The organism is Azospirillum sp. B21 (assembly GCF_008364825.1).
GTDB lineage: Bacteria > Pseudomonadota > Alphaproteobacteria > Azospirillales > Azospirillaceae > Azospirillum.
Window position 1 is genome coordinate 13,780 of record NZ_VTTO01000030.1, and the last position, 13,342, is coordinate 27,121.

Sequence of the window (13,342 nt, forward strand, 5' to 3'; positions counted from 1 at the left end):
CGTACAGAAGCCGTACAATACAGAGGCCAGAGAAACACCCTTGGAGCCGTTGAAATGCCTCAGGATAGCGACTTCCCGGAACGCATCGACATTCGCCTTCGTGCTGGAACCAAGGCGAAGATTGCCGCCGCCAGCGAAAAGGACGGCATGAACGTCACGAACTGGCTGCGCCTCGCCATTGCGAACGCGCTGCGAGCGAGCGGCCGAAAGGGCGAAGGCTGAGCCGGTCATGCGGTCCCTCCGTGACCGACTGACGCCACCTGCGGATGCCAGCGGGCCATGAACTCGTCCCCCATCACCTCCCGCATCAGCTTGCGGTCGATGGGGCAGCGCGGGTTGTCCGGGCGCGGCTCGCCGGGCCAGAACCATTCGCCCTTGTCGCGGAAGGTCTTCAGCCGCTGGCGCAGGGTGGATTGCATGTCCACGACGATGTGCTCGGCCGGGCCGGTGTCGCGGCGGTGCTGCGGCGATGCGGCGCGCGGCGCGGGCTGCTTTCCGGCGCACACGAACTCGGCAACGCGGTCGGTCAGACTGTCACCGAACGCCAACAGGCTCTGCGGCGGCGTCGGCTTGGCCCAGGTCGCGAACCCGCGGTCGATGACCTCGTTCAGCAGATCGACGGTGCCGCCGGCATCGATGTGCTGCTGGGCCTGCGTCGTGATCGTGGTCAGGGGGGCAGGCAGGCGGCTGGTGTTCGGCCAGTGCTTTTCCCGCTGTTCGAGGAAATGCCGAGCGACCGCCGCCGCCATCGGCCGATCCGCCGGCTTGGGCTCGCCGGCCGGACGCGACGTTTCAGCAGGTGGCGGTATAGGTTCCTTCTTCTCTCCTACTCCTACTCCTACTCCTAGGGGAACCGCTCCCCCAGCGCTTCCCCCTGAGTTCCCCACTGCTTCCCCACCGCTCCCATCCACGTCATCCACTGAACCGGTGTCGGTGGGGGAGAAAGCCACCCACCCGTAGAGCGATTTCGGAAGCGGTTGCGGATAGGTGGGCTTCTTCGGCTTCTGGTATTTGCAAAAGTTCCGGATCGCCCCGAACTGGCGCTCGCCGACGGTGAAGGGGGCGATGAACCGCGCCTTCTCCAACTCCGCCAGCAGGTCGGAGACGTTGACGGCATCGGCCGGCATGATGCGCGCCTTGATTGTGCCGGGCTTCCACTCGAAGACGCCGCGGTCATCGGCTTCGCACCACAACCCCTTGATGAGTTCGCGCGCCGCAAAGGAGAGGCCCATGTACGCCTCGTCCGTGAAAATTCCAGGATGGATGGACCGGATGCGAGCCATGGTCAGGCCCCCTCAGTTTCGGTGAAGATCGGCGAAGGCGCTGGACGCGCCATCGTATTGCAGGGAGGTCGTGCCAACAGGCCCCATGCGCTGCTTGGCGACGATGACATCGGCGATGTTCCGGCAGGCGGCGATGGACTGTTGCCACCGCTCGTACCGGGAGTTGTATTTCGTGTCGTCCTCATCGGGCCGGCGCATCGGCTCGGTGCGGCTCAGGTAATACTCGTCCCGATAGAGGAACATGACCGTATCGGCGTCCTGTTCGATGGAGCCGGACTGGCGAAGGTCGGAGAGCGTCGGCCGCTTGTCCTCGCGCTGCTCGACCTGCCGGGAAAGCTGGCAGAGCAGTAGAACGGGCACGTCAAGCGTGGTGGCTACACCCTTCATCTCGCGGGTGATCTCGGTGATGACGGCGGTCTCGCCCTGGCTGCGGAAGCCGTCCGGGGCGCCCATGATGTTGAGGTGGTCGACCACGATCAGGCCGAGCCCATGGCGCTGCTGGAGGCGGCGGGCGCGGCGCAGGATGTGGGCGGGCGTGACGCGGGCCGTGCTGTCGATCCACAGCGGGAGTTCCGGAACCGACGAGGCGAACCGGGAGAAGGCGCGCTCGTCGATCTGGCCGCGGCGCTGCTCGTCGGCAGGAATGCCGGTGGCGCGGGCGAGGAAGCGGGCGCCCAGCTGGCGCGCGACCATCTCCTGCGAGAACATCAGCGTCGGCGCGCCGCCCATCTCGCCCCGCGCCTTGGCGTTCGCGGCGTTGACCGCGATGTTGAAGGCGAGGTCCGACTTGCCCATCGAGGGGCGGGCGCCAAGGATGATCAGCTCGCCCGGCTGGAGGCCGCCAAGGCGGCTGTCGAGATCCATCAGGCCGGTGGTGACGCCAGTCAGCGCCGTACCGGCCCGGTATGCCGTCTCCGCCGCGTCGATGGCCTGGGTGACGGCGTCGCGGATCGAGACCAGCGCCTGCGCCCGCGGCGCTTCGTCGTCCAGGCGGAGCAGCGCGGACTCATGGCCGTCGATGACATCGGCACTCGTCCGGCTCACCGACATGTCCTGCGCGTCGGCGACCAGCTGGAGGCCAAGCTCGATGCAGCGGCGGCGCTGGTAGAGATCGAGCAGCGCCTTGGCGTAGCCCTTCACGTCGCCGCCGGCCATGCTCTCGTAGAGGCTGGCGATGTAGGCATCGACGCCGCCCGGCGTGCCGGCCGCGTCCGGATCGTTGCGCAGGTAGCCGTGCAGCGTCGTCGGGTTCGCCTCCGCACCCCGGCTCACCAGCGCCACGATGGCATCATAGATGCGGCCGTGGAACTGGTCGTAGAAGTGCTCGGGCCGAACGATGTCCGCCACAAGCTGGACGCGCTCGTTGTTGGCCAGCAATTCACCGAGAAGCGCCTGCTCGGCCTTCTCGTTGCGCGGCATGGTGATGTCGGCGGGGTTCACTCTGCAGCCTCCTGGCTGGCGCCATCCTGCGGAGCGGACGCGAGTTCGGTCTGGCGCTGATGGATGTCCATCAGCAGCCGGATCGCGCGGGGCTGGCCGCGGAATTGATGCTCGACCACGCGGCGGATGGCGTGGAGGTAGCTGGCGCGGTTGATGTGGGTGGGTTCGCGGTCGAACCGGGCCCCGGCCTCGCCCATGGCGAAGCCGAGCGCCTTGAATTCGTCGGAGAGCGGAAGGAGGCTCATGGCCGGTCCTCCCGAACGATGCGGTCGCGGATGGCGGTCAGGCGGTCGATGCTGGCCTGCACCTGCTCGGCCGTCGGATGCGGCGGCAGGGCGTCCAAATCCATTGAGACGCCGTTTATCAGCTGTTGGACGGACTTCGGGCCGATCCAGCGGCGGGTCGATGGGGCGCGAGGAACCGTCTTCATTGGCGTTACTCCGCGGCCAACAGGCCATCGGCGCGCGGGCCGCGGCGATACAGCGGACCCATCTTCTTCCGTCCGGCCGGGATGACCGCTTCCACGGATCCCGGCTCAACGATCAGCAGGCAGGCGATGGCGTTGCTGGCGATCCAGTTCGGACGGCCAGCCTTGGCGGCGACCGATGCCACATCCGCCGGGTCATGACCGGCGGCGGGCAACGCAGACAGGATGGCGCGAGCGTCGGGGTTCATCGCCCGTCACCCATTGCCGCTTCGGCCGCGTCCACGAGCCGCTCCGGCGACCCGTAGAGCATGACGCGGTTGGGGCTCTTCGACTTGGCGGCAGCTTCGGCGTCCTGAGCGGCGATTAGCAAGAGCTCGGACGCCGTCCGCGCCCGGCGGACATGCTTGGGGGCGAAGGCGTATACCCCCCCCAGCGTCTCCAGCCGAGCGTCGGCCTCGCTCCGCTCCGACATCGGCCGCTCGACGTCCGTCACGGCCTGCTTGTAGGCGTGCCGGCGCAGGTCGGTTTCCGCCGTCCGAATGATGGCGCTCAAGGGAAGGTCGAAAGCCCGCGTCCCGTAGCGGGTCAGCATCATGGTCGTGCTCATGCGTCCTCCTTCGGGAATTCCACGACGACCCGCCCGCCGAGCGCGGCGGCCCACTGAAACAGGGCCTCCACGTCGGGGAGCATCGAGCCGTTCTCGTAGCGGGAGAGGGTCGTCTGCGTCCGGCCCATCGACCGAGCGACTTCGTTCTGTGTCCGGCCCTGGCGGGCGCGCTCGCGGCACAAAATATTCGTGACACGCATAAGGTCCGTGCCCGCGCTCATGACCGCACCCCGTTCTTCCAGGCATTTGCCCGGGTACGGGTGGCGCGCTTCGCCGCGCTGTTGCCGCCCCGGTTGGTGCGGGCCTTGGCCGCCTCGGTGGCGATGCCCATGGCGCGGCGCTCGTACTCGACGATCATTTCAGGGGTGACGCGACAGACGGCGGCGCCCTTGGCGATGGCGGCCTCCACCATGCCGGCCAGATCGAGCGCACCTTGCCGGGCACGGGTGTTGATGGTGCGGATCGGGAAGCCCTGCAGGTCGGTTCCAGCCATCACGCAGCCCTCCGCCAGGAGAAGCGACGCCGACGCGGGCTTTCCGCGCGGTCGGCTCCATGGAACGCGGCCTTCCAGAACCCCTCGCCGAAGTGACAGGCCAGAGCGACCAGATCGGTCAGGGTCCAACGGGCGTTGCCGTTCAGCTTGTCCTGCGCCTGCCTCTGCGACAGCCGGAGGATTTCAGCCAGCGAGCGGGACGGCTTCACCGGCGGCAGGCGCCGGCGGACGGCGCGCGTGATGTTGCACAGGACGATCTTCAGGCCGGAAATACCGCGCAGAATTGCGGCTTTCCCGATCCGACGACGGGTTACCTCGGGCGAGGCTGTCGGCGCAGAGTGCTCGCCATGAGAAACACTTCTGAACAGCATCGGTCAGCCCCCCGTCCGGATATTCTGGTGCTGGTGGCGACCGTCACCGCGACCCTGGAACTCCTGGGCCAGATGACCGGCAAGGAACCGGAGGCCGAGGGCCTGATCCGCGTTGTCCGCGAAACCTTCGGAGGCTGACCGATGACCACCGATCGATGCCCCGCCGGCGGGTTGGAGCGCGCCGACTGGATGCGCCGAGAGGCTGCGGAATGGGACGATGCTGGACAGCCTGACCGCGCCGCCTACTGCCGCCGGGTCGCTGCCCAGATCGAACAGACCGAATTCGCGCGCCGCCCGCTGTGTGCCCTGATGGGTCAGCCCAGTTGATGCGCGAAGGTGGAGGGCGTCTGCGCCGATTGCGTCGTGGACGCGGGCGCAACTGATGGGGTATTTATCGTGCCTGAAGCGCATATCTTGATCCTCTGTGACGAGAAGCCGGCCAACGTTGGGAAGCGGGGCCGGCTTTTTCGTGGGTGGGGGTTAGCTGTCCGCCCTGAAGCGGCGGACGGGGGAAAGGGCCGCCGTGGTCTGGTTGACCTCGGCGAACATCCGAGCCGCAGCGCCGATGCTCCGGCTGCTGGCGACCGACTGGCGCAGGCTGTCCCGGAGCGCCGCAGAGCAGGCGTCCAGGCAGTTGTCGCAGGCGGACCAGTAGGTGCCGGGCGCAGCAACCGCGCGCAGCTCCACGGCCAGACCGCACGGGCAGCGGCAGGGCTTCACGACGCCCTCGCCTCGGCGGGGGCGCGGCGGGGGCGGCGACGGGGGGGCGCAATGCCATCGACTTCGGGCGGGGCCTCGAAGAACAGCTTGTCGTCCCAGCGCCGCTTCAGGGAGCGCGCAAAATTCCTGACCCGCTCCATGTCGTCGCGCGACGGCTCCAGCTCGCCGCGCTCCCACCGGCTGACGGTCGCTTGGTCGCGCCCGGTGATCTCAGCCATAGCTTTCTGCGAGATCTTGAGGACGGACGTCCGGATATGATGCATGGGGTTCATATGCACGATGATATGCACATATGCATCACGCCGCAACAAGAAAATGCGCGCGTGCATTTGCCATCATGCATGCGCGGGGCTATGCATGGGCGCATGGCAGACATCGCCCAAAAGATCAAAGTGCTGCGCCGGCAGAAGGGCCTCAACCAGAGGGCCTTCGGGGAGCTATTGGGCGTCGATCAGGCGACCATCTCCCGCTGGGAGAATGGCGGGAACTACACCCACGAGAACCTTGTCGCCCTGGCGCAGCTTGCCGGGGTGACGGTCGATGAGTTCGAAAACGGCGCTGCGGCTGAGGCTGATGAGCCCCAGCCAGAGCCGTCGCTGCTGGATGACCTGGAGATCATCGGCGAGCATGATCCGGACGAGCGGGCGAACTATGAGGCGATGATCCGCCGCCGGGCCGCCGCCGTGCGCGCAAGGCGTTCGCGCGCTTCCGAATAAGCTGGCGCAGTTCGGCTTGATCCTGAGCGGGCAGGCTGTCGAAGTCTGCCATCAAATCCCCTGCCCCGTCGTCACCCACCATCCGCTCCATTGTCATCACAAGCACCAAGATTAGAACAAATAGGAAACTCGTCCGCAACCCGAAGAGTTGCGTCCTAACCGCGCAGGTTACGCTTTTCTGAAAAGTCAAGCGTATGCGTCGCGGCGCAAGAATGCGCCACGCACAGATCGCCTGTCAGGGAATACCCGGATATGAGTCTTGTCGCGCACTGGGCTCACCTCATGCTAAACCGACCGCGCCCCGGAGGTGCGGCGGCAAGTGGCGTGTTGCGTCATGCGCAGACGCGCACGACACGACCCTGCGAGGTGAAGCTCTGAGGCGGCCGGTGAGGGTGGAGTGCATACCCCCAAGCTGGCCGCCTTCCGCTCGTGGGCGCGGCGGAAGCGGCACTATACCGAATGGGGTTATCCGAAGGTAGCGCCGCGCCGTGACAACTTGCGACGTGCGATTGCATAGGCGGGTATGCGGCAGACGCTAAACCGTTGAGCGGCAACGGGGCTTCTGTTTCAGCGTCGTAATTGTCGCACCCAGGCACAAGAAAGCCCGCCGGCCGGGTGGCGGGCGGGCTGTCGTAGTGGCGCGGGCTGGTCAATCTTCGTCGGCTGGCGGAAGGGCGAAGCGCAGACGGTCCTTGTATGTCCGCAGTTCTTTCGCAGCGGCGGCATCAGCGTCGCGGCGAGAGACGGAGCTATAGGCCGTCATGACAGTGTAGCCGTTGAACAGCAGAAGGTTCTGCAACTCGCTTTCCCACTTGGCGATGGTCATTTTCTCGCCATTCAGGATGCGGCTCTCGATGAGCAACCAGAGCTGCTCATAGATGTTCTCAAGCTTCCGGAATTCCTTTTCGTTCAAGTAGTTCTTCCCGGTGGCGACGTCGGCGGTCTTGATCGCGTGAGGATCCCCGGAGTACGCCAGCATCCCGGCATACGGCTTGGTTCCGTCTGCGTTTTTTACCACCAACTCCGTGGCGGTATGCCCGCTGACAGCGTAGTGGAACTTGTCTTGGATCGCCGCGAAGAAGCCGGCGAGGCGCTTCGGGAAGTTCGCCTTGACGAATTCGTAATCCGATGAGGTTTCTTTGATGGCATCCAGGATGCGCTTGTAAAGGGCCTTGTCCTCGGTCCGCAGCTTGCGCAAGCGACTGATAAGGGCCTCGCGAGCGTCCTCATCGGTCTCGATCCGCTTCTCGTCGATGGCGAAGCCACGCGAGAAGTAGCTGCTTAGCGCGGAATAACACTCGCGCTTGTACATTAGGAGTCGATCCTTGACCCCTTCGCTCACAGCATTGTCGCTGATCCCGAACAGCCAACCATTCAGGTACTCCAGCGGCAGGCAAGCCATCTCCTGCGCCCCGCCCTTGGAAGGCATGGTCAAATTGACCATCCCTTCGTTGAGGACGGGATCCCGCTTAACCCTCTTGTGCTGAGAACTCCAGTCGATCCCGAGATTATCGCAAATCGGCTTCAACGGGACATACGGCCGGCCTTCGTGATGGACGATAGGAACCTTCTGGTCGTGGAAGTCGACAACGACAAGCTGGGCGTGAAAATCATACTGGTCCGACATGGCTGCTCCTGGGACTCGTTTCGCGAGCGCGGAACCGTCTTGACGCCTGCCGGGAGACTGTTGCAGTCTCGGCCTTGACATGGTTGGCATCGAGGCGGCCCCGCTTTCGACCCATCCACCAGAAGAGCCGGGATCGCCGCCCCGGCTCTTCGCGTTTGTGTCGAATGCTGGATTTTCGCGCAAAGGGGTTAGTCGGTCAACCGCCGCCGGTCGCCATGCGCCGCGTTGACGCCCTCACCCCTCCCCCAACCTGTTCATCACCCGCGCCAGGATGTCGGCTATCGCGCCCACCGCTTCCGCCGGCACATCCGGCCGCTGGTCGATGATCTCCACCATTCCGCCCATGGCCTGGCGCAGCGCATCCGCTGGGCTGTCGGTCATCTGGACGCGCTCCAGGATCAGCTGCTCGACCAGCAGCTCCAGGGCGGCGACGCGGGCGGGGAGGTTGTCGGTCATTGCCGGCGCATCCCCGACAGGACCGTGTAGTCGATCTTGCTGTTCGTGGCGGCGTGGATGACCAGCCGGGCGCCTCGGAAGGAGATCTCTTCGTCGGCCTTGGCGAGTGTGTATTTCAGATCCTGCTGAAAGGCTGGGCGGATCATGTTCTCCGCGAATTCGCGGTAGGTGATGTTGACGACGTTCCCTGAGATGCCTTCGTACAGGAGTTCAACCTTGAACCCGCCCGGCTGCGCGATCTCGGTCGCGCGATACGCGACGGGCTGGGTTTGCGCGACGCCCCAGCTTATGCCGGTGTGGTCGACTTGATCGAAGCGCCCGTCGCCCTTCGAGTCACGAAGACAGGCGTTGGCCCCAGGAACTCCCATGAGATTGTAGGCCGCGAAGTACGTCGTGCAGAACCATTTCTGGTCGCGCAGCGAGATCTCCATCAGCGGCGTCCCTGCCGGAATGCGCATCGTCCACTCGGCGGATCGCGCCTCCACCGAGCCATCCGGAACGACTCCTGCCCGGTAGAAATAATCGAACTCGGCGAGGATCGGATCGCCGACGCCTGCGGTCGCTCGCTGCCCGATCACCGCGGTCGATCCCTTTTTCGCCTGCGGCATTGGCACTGATACCGATGTGCAGCCGGCGACCAGAACCGCCGCAGCTAACGCACCGCACATAACAGCCCTTCGCATTCGCTCCCCCCAATCGAAGCGCGAGCCATACCCATTTCGCGCAACCGCATTATGGCAGGGGCTTGAGTGCGATCCACGCATAAAGGCGAACATTTTTGATGCGCACATGCATTTTGTGCTTGCGAGCATGATGCATATGCGCATAACATTCCCCTCACCAGCCGCCCAGCCATTCCCCGCGGCTGGCACCACTGCCGCCGGGCCTGCGAATGGGTCCGGCGGGTTTTCTGGAGAGGGACGCCGTGAAGCGCGAAGACTTTCTCAACCACGTCGGCGATCCCGCGGAACTGCGGGCCAAGGCCGGGCGGATCGAAGCGGGCGCCCTGGAGCTCTGGCGCACGGTCAGCGGCCAGCTTTTCACCAAGGCCGGCAAGCAGAAGCCAAACCCGCCATGGGATGCAGTGGTAACGCAGCGTCAGGTCAACGAGATGCGCGCGGAGGCCGGCAAGCTGACCGAACGCGCCCATCAGATCGAGAAGCTCCGCTCCGACCCCTGGAGCCACATCAGCCCTTGGGCGCTGCGCCAGGAAGGCCTGCACGAAGTCGCTGAGCGAGTTGAAGCGGCCCACGCCGAATACATCCGCTCCGCCGAAGCCGCCTAACCCCGCCGCCCGGCACTGCCGGGCGCTTTCCTGAGCCGCTGCGTGGCGGCTGAGGCAAGCTGAATGGAGATGCAGAAATGCTGATGACCGAACGGAGGGCTGCGGACAGCGCGCAACTCCCCTGGAGACAGACATGAGCACGCAACACACCCCCGGCCCCTGGCACGTCGTCAACATGCGCGGTTGGGGCGGCCTTTGCATCGGTCGCCGCCCGCAGGACGAAGCCGACAAGACCGCCGGTGACGCGCCGATTGCCAAGGTGATCGAGAAGGCGCCGCACTGGCAGGGCACCTTCCCGGCGGAGGCAAACGCCCGCCTGATCGCCGCCGCGCCGGACCTGCTGGGGGCGCTGCATGATGCCGTCCGCCTTCTGCGCGCCGCCGGCTTCACGATGGAAGGCACGGCGACCAGCCGCATCATGTCCGCCATCGCCAAGGCGGAGGGCTGACCGATGCGCCACTCCCGCACCCACCTGGAGCGCGCCGTCGAGGCCTTCAACGCCGACACCCCGCCCGGGACCCCCGTCACCGTCCGGACCTTCCTCGGCCGCCGCATCACCACCCGCACCGCCAGCAAGGCGTCGCTGACCGGCGACCGCCCCGGCGTCTGGCTCATGGGCGTCCGTGAGCGCTGCGACCTCAGCCGCGTGGTTCCGGCATGAAGCGCCTGCTGAGCGACCTCGCCCACTCCGCCCTGTTCGGGCTCGGCCTGATCGTTGGCGGCGGCCTGTTCCTTCTCGCCTTGGGAGCCTGACATGAAATGGATCTCCACATCCCTACCCCTCAGCTTCGGCGGGGAAGACGGCGGCGAGGACTTCGCCGTCCGGTTCAGCGGCATCTACCACGGGCCATGCCGCGGTCGCCGTGAGGGTGGCGTGCAGATCGAGCCCGACGAGCCCGAGAGCTTCGAGGTCTACATGGTCCAGATCGAGATCGGCGGACCGTCCGGTGACGGCTGGATCAGCTTCCCGAACGTCCTGCTGACCGACCGGCTGGAGGCGCAGCTGCAGCGCATCGGCATCGAGGAGGAGCGGGCCGACCGCGAGCATGCGGCGGAGATGCGCGCCGAGATGGCGGCCGAGGATCGGCGCGAATGGGCGCGGTCCGGCGGACATGGATTTGGCATCGCGGCGGAGTGAGCCGCTTCCCCCACACCCCCAAGGACAAGAAACCATCATGACCACCGACACCATCGAACAGCCGTCCACCGCCGTTGCCACCCTGGACATGGCGGCCCTCGTCCCCACCCAGGTCTTCGCCCCCGGCGGCGTCGACACGATCTTGGAGAGGCTGGAGGCCGAAGTTCGCGCCTCCGCCAAGGATCTCGACATCAGCACGCCGAAGGGCCGCAAGGAAGTCGCGTCGCTGGCCTACAAGGTCGCCCGCTCCAAGACTGCCCTGGACGACATGGGCGCAAAGCTCACCGAAGAGACCCGCGCCTTCATCAATGCGGTCAATGCGGATCGGAAAAAGGCGCGCGACCGGCTGGACGCGCTGAAGGACGAGGTGCGCAAGCCGCTGGACGATTTCGAGGCAGCGGAAGCGGCGCGGATCAAGGCGCATGAGGATGGGATTGCCGCCCTAATCGCCCTGAGCATGTTCGGCGTGCCGCCGGATACCGACGCCATCGCTGCCCGGCTGGAGGAGGCGCAGGCCGCCGACACCAGCGGGTTCCGGGAGTTCACGAAGCGCGCCGAAGACGCCAAGGCCGGGGCGGTCGCCAAGCTGGAGGCGATACTGGAGGAGAGCCGGAAGCGTGACGCCGAGCGCGCCGAACTGGAGCGCCTGCGCAAGGAAGCGGCCGAGCGCGCCGCCCGCGAAGAAGCCGAGCGGATCGAGCGCGAGAAGCAGGAAGCCGCCGCCCGCGCTGCCGAGGAAGCCCGGATCGCGGCGGAGGAGAAGGCCCGCCGGGAAGCCGAGGAAGCCGAACGCCGCGCTGCTGCCGAACGCGAGCGGATCGAGCGGGAAGCCCGCGAGAAGGCCGAGGCCGCCGAGCGCGAGCGCCAGCGGGTTGAGCGGGAGCGGGCCGAGGCTGAGGAGCGTGCCGCTCAGGCGGAACGTGACCGGCAGGCGGCCGAGCGGCGCGCCAAAGAGGCGGAGGAGAAGGCGGAGCGCGACCGCATCGAAGCCGCGCGCCGGGCGGAGAAGGAGCGCAAGGCCGCCGACGAACGCGCCCAACGTCAGGCTGAGGAAGCCGCCCGCCTGGAGCGTGAGCGTATCGAGCAGGCCAGCCGCGCCGCGGAAGAGGCTGCCCGCCAGCGTGAGGCGGACAAGGCGCACCGCGCCAGCATCAACCGCGCCGCCCTGGACGCCTTCGTTGCTGCCGGCCTGTCGGAAGGCGCCGCCCGGACCGCGGTGGAAGCCATCGCCAAGGGCAACGTGCCGAACGTCCGCATCTCCTACTGAGGATCCGACGATGAACGCGATCAACCGGACCCACATCATCCACCATGCCGATCTGGTCCAGGGCACGGACGAGTGGCTGGCCGCGCGCTGCGGCCTGCTGACCGCCAGTGAGATGAAGCTGATCATCACCCCGACGCTCAAGATCGCCAGCAACGAGAAGGAGCGCGCCCACCTGTACGAGCTGCTCGCCCAGCGCGCGACCAAGCACGTCGAGCCGCATTACATCGGCGACGACATGATCCGCGGATGGGACGACGAGATCGCCGCCCGCGCCCTCTACGCCGAGAAGTTCGCGCCGGTGGAGGAGGTGGGCTTCATCACGAACGACCGGTGGGGCTTCACGATCGGCTATTCGCCGGACGGCCTGGTCGGGGACGACGGGCTTATCGAGGTCAAGAGCCGCCGGCAGAAGTTCCAGGCTGAGACCATCGTGAACGGCGCCATCCCGGCTGATTACCTGATCCAGGTCCAGACGGGATTGATGGTGGCGGAGCGGAAGTGGCTGGACTTCATCAGCTACTGCGGCGGGATGCCGATGTTCGTCGTCCGCGCCTATCCCGATCCCGAAATCCAGACCGCCATCATCGAGGCCGCATCGGCGTTCGAGAAGCGGCTTTCGGCCGCGCTGGAGCAGTACCGCCACGCCGCCGCCCGCATGCCGATGACCGAGCGGCGGGTTGAGATGGAGATCCGCATATGATCGACATCCGTAAGACGATTGCGCCCAAGTCGGACCAGATGAACGCGGACGACCTGATCGGCGGAGCGCGCACGATCCGGGTGACGCGGGTGTCCCTTCTGGCCGCCGCGGACCAGCCAATCGCCATCAACTTCGAAGGCGACGACGGCAAGCCCTACAAGCCGTGCAAGTCCATGCGGCGCGTGCTGGTCAGCCTGTGGGGGGCGGATGGAGCCGCCTACGCTGGCCGGGCGATGACGCTCTACCGGGACGAGAGCGTGGCGTTCGGCGGCGTGCAGGTCGGCGGGATCCGTATCTCGCACATGAGCCACATCGACGGGCCGAAGAAGCTGGTGCTGACCGCCACGCGCGCCACCCGGAAGCCGTTCGTCGTTCAGCCGCTGGAGGCGTCCGACGCCGGGCCGGGCTTCGATCTGGACGCCATTGCCGCCGAGGCGGAAGAAGCCGTCGAGCGCGGCACCGATGCCTACGCCGCGTTCTGGGGGCGCCTGTCGAAGGACCAGAAGCGCGCCCTGCTTCCCGACCACGAGGACCGCAAGCGCCGCGCCGCCATGGCGGACATGCCGGCAGACGAGGACGACGGCTTCCCAGGCGACGTGCCATGAGCCGGCCGACCTCCCGCCTGATCCGCGCTGCCCGCCGCCACGCCGCACAGCACCGGTTCGATCACCTGACCCTGGAGGCGCCCGCCGGCGCTTCCGACGACACGCCCGACGAGCGCGTGCCGGCCCTGGAAGCGGCGCTCGCGCGGATGGAAGACGACGCGCACCGGGCTGGGTTGGGCGCCTGAACGACACCAGAGGGGCGCGCCA

Annotated in this window: 25 protein-coding genes; 11 read left to right on the forward strand and 14 right to left on the reverse strand. The window is 66.7% G+C overall.

What is annotated here, in order from left to right; genetic code table 11:
- Positions 1–54 precede the first annotated feature (54 nt).
- On the forward strand, positions 55–222 hold the full coding sequence (locus FZ983_RS34425; RefSeq protein WP_188092598.1) for a hypothetical protein: 168 nt from the start codon (positions 55–57) through the stop codon (positions 220–222).
- A 5-nt stretch (positions 223–227) separates the two neighbouring features.
- Here the strand turns inward: FZ983_RS34425 and FZ983_RS32185 are convergent, their stop codons facing one another.
- The 9 genes from FZ983_RS32185 to FZ983_RS32225 all read right to left on the reverse strand — a co-directional run bounded on the left by FZ983_RS32185 (position 228) and on the right by FZ983_RS32225 (position 4,621).
- On the reverse strand, positions 228–1,232 hold the full coding sequence (locus FZ983_RS32185) for a hypothetical protein (protein WP_149228856.1): 1,005 nt from the start codon (positions 1,230–1,232) through the stop codon (positions 228–230).
- A gap of 63 nt (positions 1,233–1,295) precedes the next feature.
- Positions 1,296–2,723: a DnaB-like helicase C-terminal domain-containing protein gene (locus tag FZ983_RS32190; protein WP_149228857.1), complete on the reverse strand. Its 1,428-nt coding sequence runs from the start codon at positions 2,721–2,723 to the stop codon at positions 1,296–1,298.
- Positions 2,720–2,968, reverse strand: coding sequence for a hypothetical protein (locus FZ983_RS32195; protein WP_149228858.1), 249 nt, complete (start codon positions 2,966–2,968; stop codon positions 2,720–2,722). The genes FZ983_RS32190 and FZ983_RS32195 overlap by 4 nt, the downstream gene beginning before the upstream one ends.
- Positions 2,965–3,153 carry a hypothetical protein gene (locus FZ983_RS32200; RefSeq protein WP_149228859.1) on the reverse strand — a complete coding sequence of 63 codons (189 nt, stop codon included), beginning with the start codon at positions 3,151–3,153 and terminating at the stop codon, positions 2,965–2,967. Before FZ983_RS32200 ends, FZ983_RS32195 begins: the two co-directional genes overlap by 4 nt.
- 5 nt (positions 3,154–3,158) lie before the next feature.
- Entirely contained in the window at positions 3,159–3,398 is a 240-nt protein-coding gene (locus FZ983_RS32205; protein WP_149228860.1) for a hypothetical protein, read from the reverse strand.
- A complete protein-coding gene (locus tag FZ983_RS32210) occupies positions 3,395–3,757 on the reverse strand; it encodes a hypothetical protein (RefSeq protein ID WP_149228861.1) in 363 nt (120 codons plus the stop codon). Before FZ983_RS32210 ends, FZ983_RS32205 begins: the two co-directional genes overlap by 4 nt.
- Entirely contained in the window at positions 3,754–3,978 is a 225-nt protein-coding gene (locus FZ983_RS32215; RefSeq protein WP_149228862.1) for a helix-turn-helix transcriptional regulator, read from the reverse strand. The genes FZ983_RS32210 and FZ983_RS32215 overlap by 4 nt, the downstream gene beginning before the upstream one ends.
- Entirely contained in the window at positions 3,975–4,250 is a 276-nt protein-coding gene (locus FZ983_RS32220) for a hypothetical protein (protein WP_149228863.1), read from the reverse strand. Before FZ983_RS32220 ends, FZ983_RS32215 begins: the two co-directional genes overlap by 4 nt.
- Positions 4,250–4,621: a helix-turn-helix domain-containing protein gene (locus FZ983_RS32225; protein WP_149228864.1), complete on the reverse strand. Its 372-nt coding sequence runs from the start codon at positions 4,619–4,621 to the stop codon at positions 4,250–4,252. The genes FZ983_RS32220 and FZ983_RS32225 overlap by 1 nt, the downstream gene beginning before the upstream one ends.
- Before the next feature lie 141 nt (positions 4,622–4,762).
- Between FZ983_RS32225 and FZ983_RS32230 the strand changes: the two genes are divergently transcribed.
- Positions 4,763–4,948 (forward strand): hypothetical protein, encoded by a 186-nt coding sequence (locus tag FZ983_RS32230; RefSeq protein ID WP_149228865.1) that lies wholly within the window; start codon positions 4,763–4,765, stop codon positions 4,946–4,948.
- 153 nt (positions 4,949–5,101) lie between these two features.
- On the opposite strand, the gene FZ983_RS32235 is transcribed toward FZ983_RS32230, so the two are convergent.
- A complete protein-coding gene (locus FZ983_RS32235) occupies positions 5,102–5,341 on the reverse strand; it encodes a hypothetical protein (protein WP_149228866.1) in 240 nt (79 codons plus the stop codon).
- A complete protein-coding gene (locus tag FZ983_RS32240) occupies positions 5,338–5,670 on the reverse strand; it encodes a helix-turn-helix domain-containing protein (RefSeq protein ID WP_149228867.1) in 333 nt (110 codons plus the stop codon). The genes FZ983_RS32235 and FZ983_RS32240 overlap by 4 nt, the downstream gene beginning before the upstream one ends.
- Before the next feature lie 36 nt (positions 5,671–5,706).
- Between FZ983_RS32240 and FZ983_RS32245 the strand changes: the two genes are divergently transcribed.
- Positions 5,707–6,057 carry a helix-turn-helix transcriptional regulator gene (locus tag FZ983_RS32245; protein WP_188092599.1) on the forward strand — a complete coding sequence of 117 codons (351 nt, stop codon included), beginning with the start codon at positions 5,707–5,709 and terminating at the stop codon, positions 6,055–6,057.
- Positions 6,058–6,706: 649 nt separating this feature from the next.
- Here the strand turns inward: FZ983_RS32245 and rhuM are convergent.
- From rhuM to FZ983_RS32260, 3 genes are all read right to left on the reverse strand, one after another.
- Positions 6,707–7,684 carry a RhuM family protein gene (gene rhuM, locus FZ983_RS32250; RefSeq protein WP_188092600.1) on the reverse strand — a complete coding sequence of 326 codons (978 nt, stop codon included), beginning with the start codon at positions 7,682–7,684 and terminating at the stop codon, positions 6,707–6,709.
- Between the two features lie 234 nt (positions 7,685–7,918).
- Positions 7,919–8,140, reverse strand: a complete 222-nt coding sequence (locus FZ983_RS32255) for a hypothetical protein (protein ID WP_149228870.1) — start codon at positions 8,138–8,140, stop codon at positions 7,919–7,921.
- Entirely contained in the window at positions 8,137–8,748 is a 612-nt protein-coding gene (locus FZ983_RS32260; protein WP_149228871.1) for a hypothetical protein, read from the reverse strand. The genes FZ983_RS32255 and FZ983_RS32260 overlap by 4 nt, the downstream gene beginning before the upstream one ends.
- Positions 8,749–9,065: 317 nt before the next feature.
- Here FZ983_RS32260 and FZ983_RS32265 point away from each other — a divergent pair, with 317 nt between their 5' ends.
- The 8 genes from FZ983_RS32265 to FZ983_RS32300 all read left to right on the forward strand — a co-directional run bounded on the left by FZ983_RS32265 (position 9,066) and on the right by FZ983_RS32300 (position 13,320).
- Complete coding sequence (locus tag FZ983_RS32265; protein ID WP_149228872.1) at positions 9,066–9,425, forward strand: hypothetical protein; 360 nt, start codon at positions 9,066–9,068, stop codon at positions 9,423–9,425.
- Between the two features lie 133 nt (positions 9,426–9,558).
- Positions 9,559–9,873, forward strand: a complete 315-nt coding sequence (locus FZ983_RS32270; RefSeq protein WP_149228873.1) for a hypothetical protein — start codon at positions 9,559–9,561, stop codon at positions 9,871–9,873.
- A 3-nt stretch (positions 9,874–9,876) separates the two neighbouring features.
- Positions 9,877–10,086, forward strand: coding sequence for a hypothetical protein (locus FZ983_RS32275; RefSeq protein ID WP_149228874.1), 210 nt, complete (start codon positions 9,877–9,879; stop codon positions 10,084–10,086).
- Positions 10,087–10,179: 93 nt separating this feature from the next.
- The gene (locus FZ983_RS32280) at positions 10,180–10,563 is read left to right on the forward strand and encodes a hypothetical protein (protein WP_149228875.1); all 384 of its coding nucleotides are present in this window, start codon (positions 10,180–10,182) and stop codon (positions 10,561–10,563) included.
- A 37-nt stretch (positions 10,564–10,600) separates the two neighbouring features.
- Positions 10,601–11,830 (forward strand): hypothetical protein, encoded by a 1,230-nt coding sequence (locus FZ983_RS32285; RefSeq protein ID WP_149228876.1) that lies wholly within the window; start codon positions 10,601–10,603, stop codon positions 11,828–11,830.
- 10 nt (positions 11,831–11,840) lie between these two features.
- A complete protein-coding gene (locus FZ983_RS32290; RefSeq protein WP_149228877.1) occupies positions 11,841–12,530 on the forward strand; it encodes a lambda exonuclease family protein in 690 nt (229 codons plus the stop codon).
- Positions 12,527–13,135, forward strand: a complete 609-nt coding sequence (locus FZ983_RS32295; RefSeq protein ID WP_149228878.1) for a hypothetical protein — start codon at positions 12,527–12,529, stop codon at positions 13,133–13,135. The genes FZ983_RS32290 and FZ983_RS32295 overlap by 4 nt, the downstream gene beginning before the upstream one ends.
- Positions 13,132–13,320, forward strand: coding sequence for a hypothetical protein (locus FZ983_RS32300; protein ID WP_149228879.1), 189 nt, complete (start codon positions 13,132–13,134; stop codon positions 13,318–13,320). Before FZ983_RS32295 ends, FZ983_RS32300 begins: the two co-directional genes overlap by 4 nt.
- Positions 13,321–13,342: the final 22 nt, after the last annotated feature.

Excerpts from the sequence above, each read along its gene's own strand:
- FZ983_RS34425 (WP_188092598.1), top strand. The coding sequence starts at position 55 with ATGCCTCAGGATAGCGACTTCCCGGAACGCATCGACATTCGCCTTCGT.
- FZ983_RS32185 (WP_149228856.1), bottom strand. The coding sequence starts at position 1,232 with ATGGGCCTCTCCTTTGCGGCGCGCGAACTCATCAAGGGGTTGTGGTGC.
- FZ983_RS32195 (WP_149228858.1), bottom strand. The coding sequence starts at position 2,968 with ATGAGCCTCCTTCCGCTCTCCGACGAATTCAAGGCGCTCGGCTTCGCC.
- FZ983_RS32200 (WP_149228859.1), bottom strand. The coding sequence starts at position 3,153 with ATGAAGACGGTTCCTCGCGCCCCATCGACCCGCCGCTGGATCGGCCCG.
- FZ983_RS32205 (WP_149228860.1), bottom strand. The coding sequence starts at position 3,398 with ATGAACCCCGACGCTCGCGCCATCCTGTCTGCGTTGCCCGCCGCCGGT.
- FZ983_RS32210 (WP_149228861.1), bottom strand. The coding sequence starts at position 3,757 with ATGAGCACGACCATGATGCTGACCCGCTACGGGACGCGGGCTTTCGAC.
- FZ983_RS32215 (WP_149228862.1), bottom strand. The coding sequence starts at position 3,978 with ATGAGCGCGGGCACGGACCTTATGCGTGTCACGAATATTTTGTGCCGC.
- FZ983_RS32220 (WP_149228863.1), bottom strand. The coding sequence starts at position 4,250 with ATGGCTGGAACCGACCTGCAGGGCTTCCCGATCCGCACCATCAACACC.
- FZ983_RS32225 (WP_149228864.1), bottom strand. The coding sequence starts at position 4,621 with ATGCTGTTCAGAAGTGTTTCTCATGGCGAGCACTCTGCGCCGACAGCC.
- FZ983_RS32230 (WP_149228865.1), top strand. The coding sequence starts at position 4,763 with ATGACCACCGATCGATGCCCCGCCGGCGGGTTGGAGCGCGCCGACTGG.
- FZ983_RS32240 (WP_149228867.1), bottom strand. The coding sequence starts at position 5,670 with ATGCACGCGCGCATTTTCTTGTTGCGGCGTGATGCATATGTGCATATC.
- FZ983_RS32245 (WP_188092599.1), top strand. The coding sequence starts at position 5,707 with ATGGCAGACATCGCCCAAAAGATCAAAGTGCTGCGCCGGCAGAAGGGC.
- rhuM (WP_188092600.1), bottom strand. The coding sequence starts at position 7,684 with ATGTCGGACCAGTATGATTTTCACGCCCAGCTTGTCGTTGTCGACTTC.
- FZ983_RS32255 (WP_149228870.1), bottom strand. The coding sequence starts at position 8,140 with ATGACCGACAACCTCCCCGCCCGCGTCGCCGCCCTGGAGCTGCTGGTC.
- FZ983_RS32260 (WP_149228871.1), bottom strand. The coding sequence starts at position 8,748 with ATGCCGCAGGCGAAAAAGGGATCGACCGCGGTGATCGGGCAGCGAGCG.
- FZ983_RS32270 (WP_149228873.1), top strand. The coding sequence starts at position 9,559 with ATGAGCACGCAACACACCCCCGGCCCCTGGCACGTCGTCAACATGCGC.
- FZ983_RS32275 (WP_149228874.1), top strand. The coding sequence starts at position 9,877 with ATGCGCCACTCCCGCACCCACCTGGAGCGCGCCGTCGAGGCCTTCAAC.
- FZ983_RS32280 (WP_149228875.1), top strand. The coding sequence starts at position 10,180 with ATGAAATGGATCTCCACATCCCTACCCCTCAGCTTCGGCGGGGAAGAC.
- FZ983_RS32285 (WP_149228876.1), top strand. The coding sequence starts at position 10,601 with ATGACCACCGACACCATCGAACAGCCGTCCACCGCCGTTGCCACCCTG.
- FZ983_RS32290 (WP_149228877.1), top strand. The coding sequence starts at position 11,841 with ATGAACGCGATCAACCGGACCCACATCATCCACCATGCCGATCTGGTC.
- FZ983_RS32295 (WP_149228878.1), top strand. The coding sequence starts at position 12,527 with ATGATCGACATCCGTAAGACGATTGCGCCCAAGTCGGACCAGATGAAC.
- FZ983_RS32300 (WP_149228879.1), top strand. The coding sequence starts at position 13,132 with ATGAGCCGGCCGACCTCCCGCCTGATCCGCGCTGCCCGCCGCCACGCC.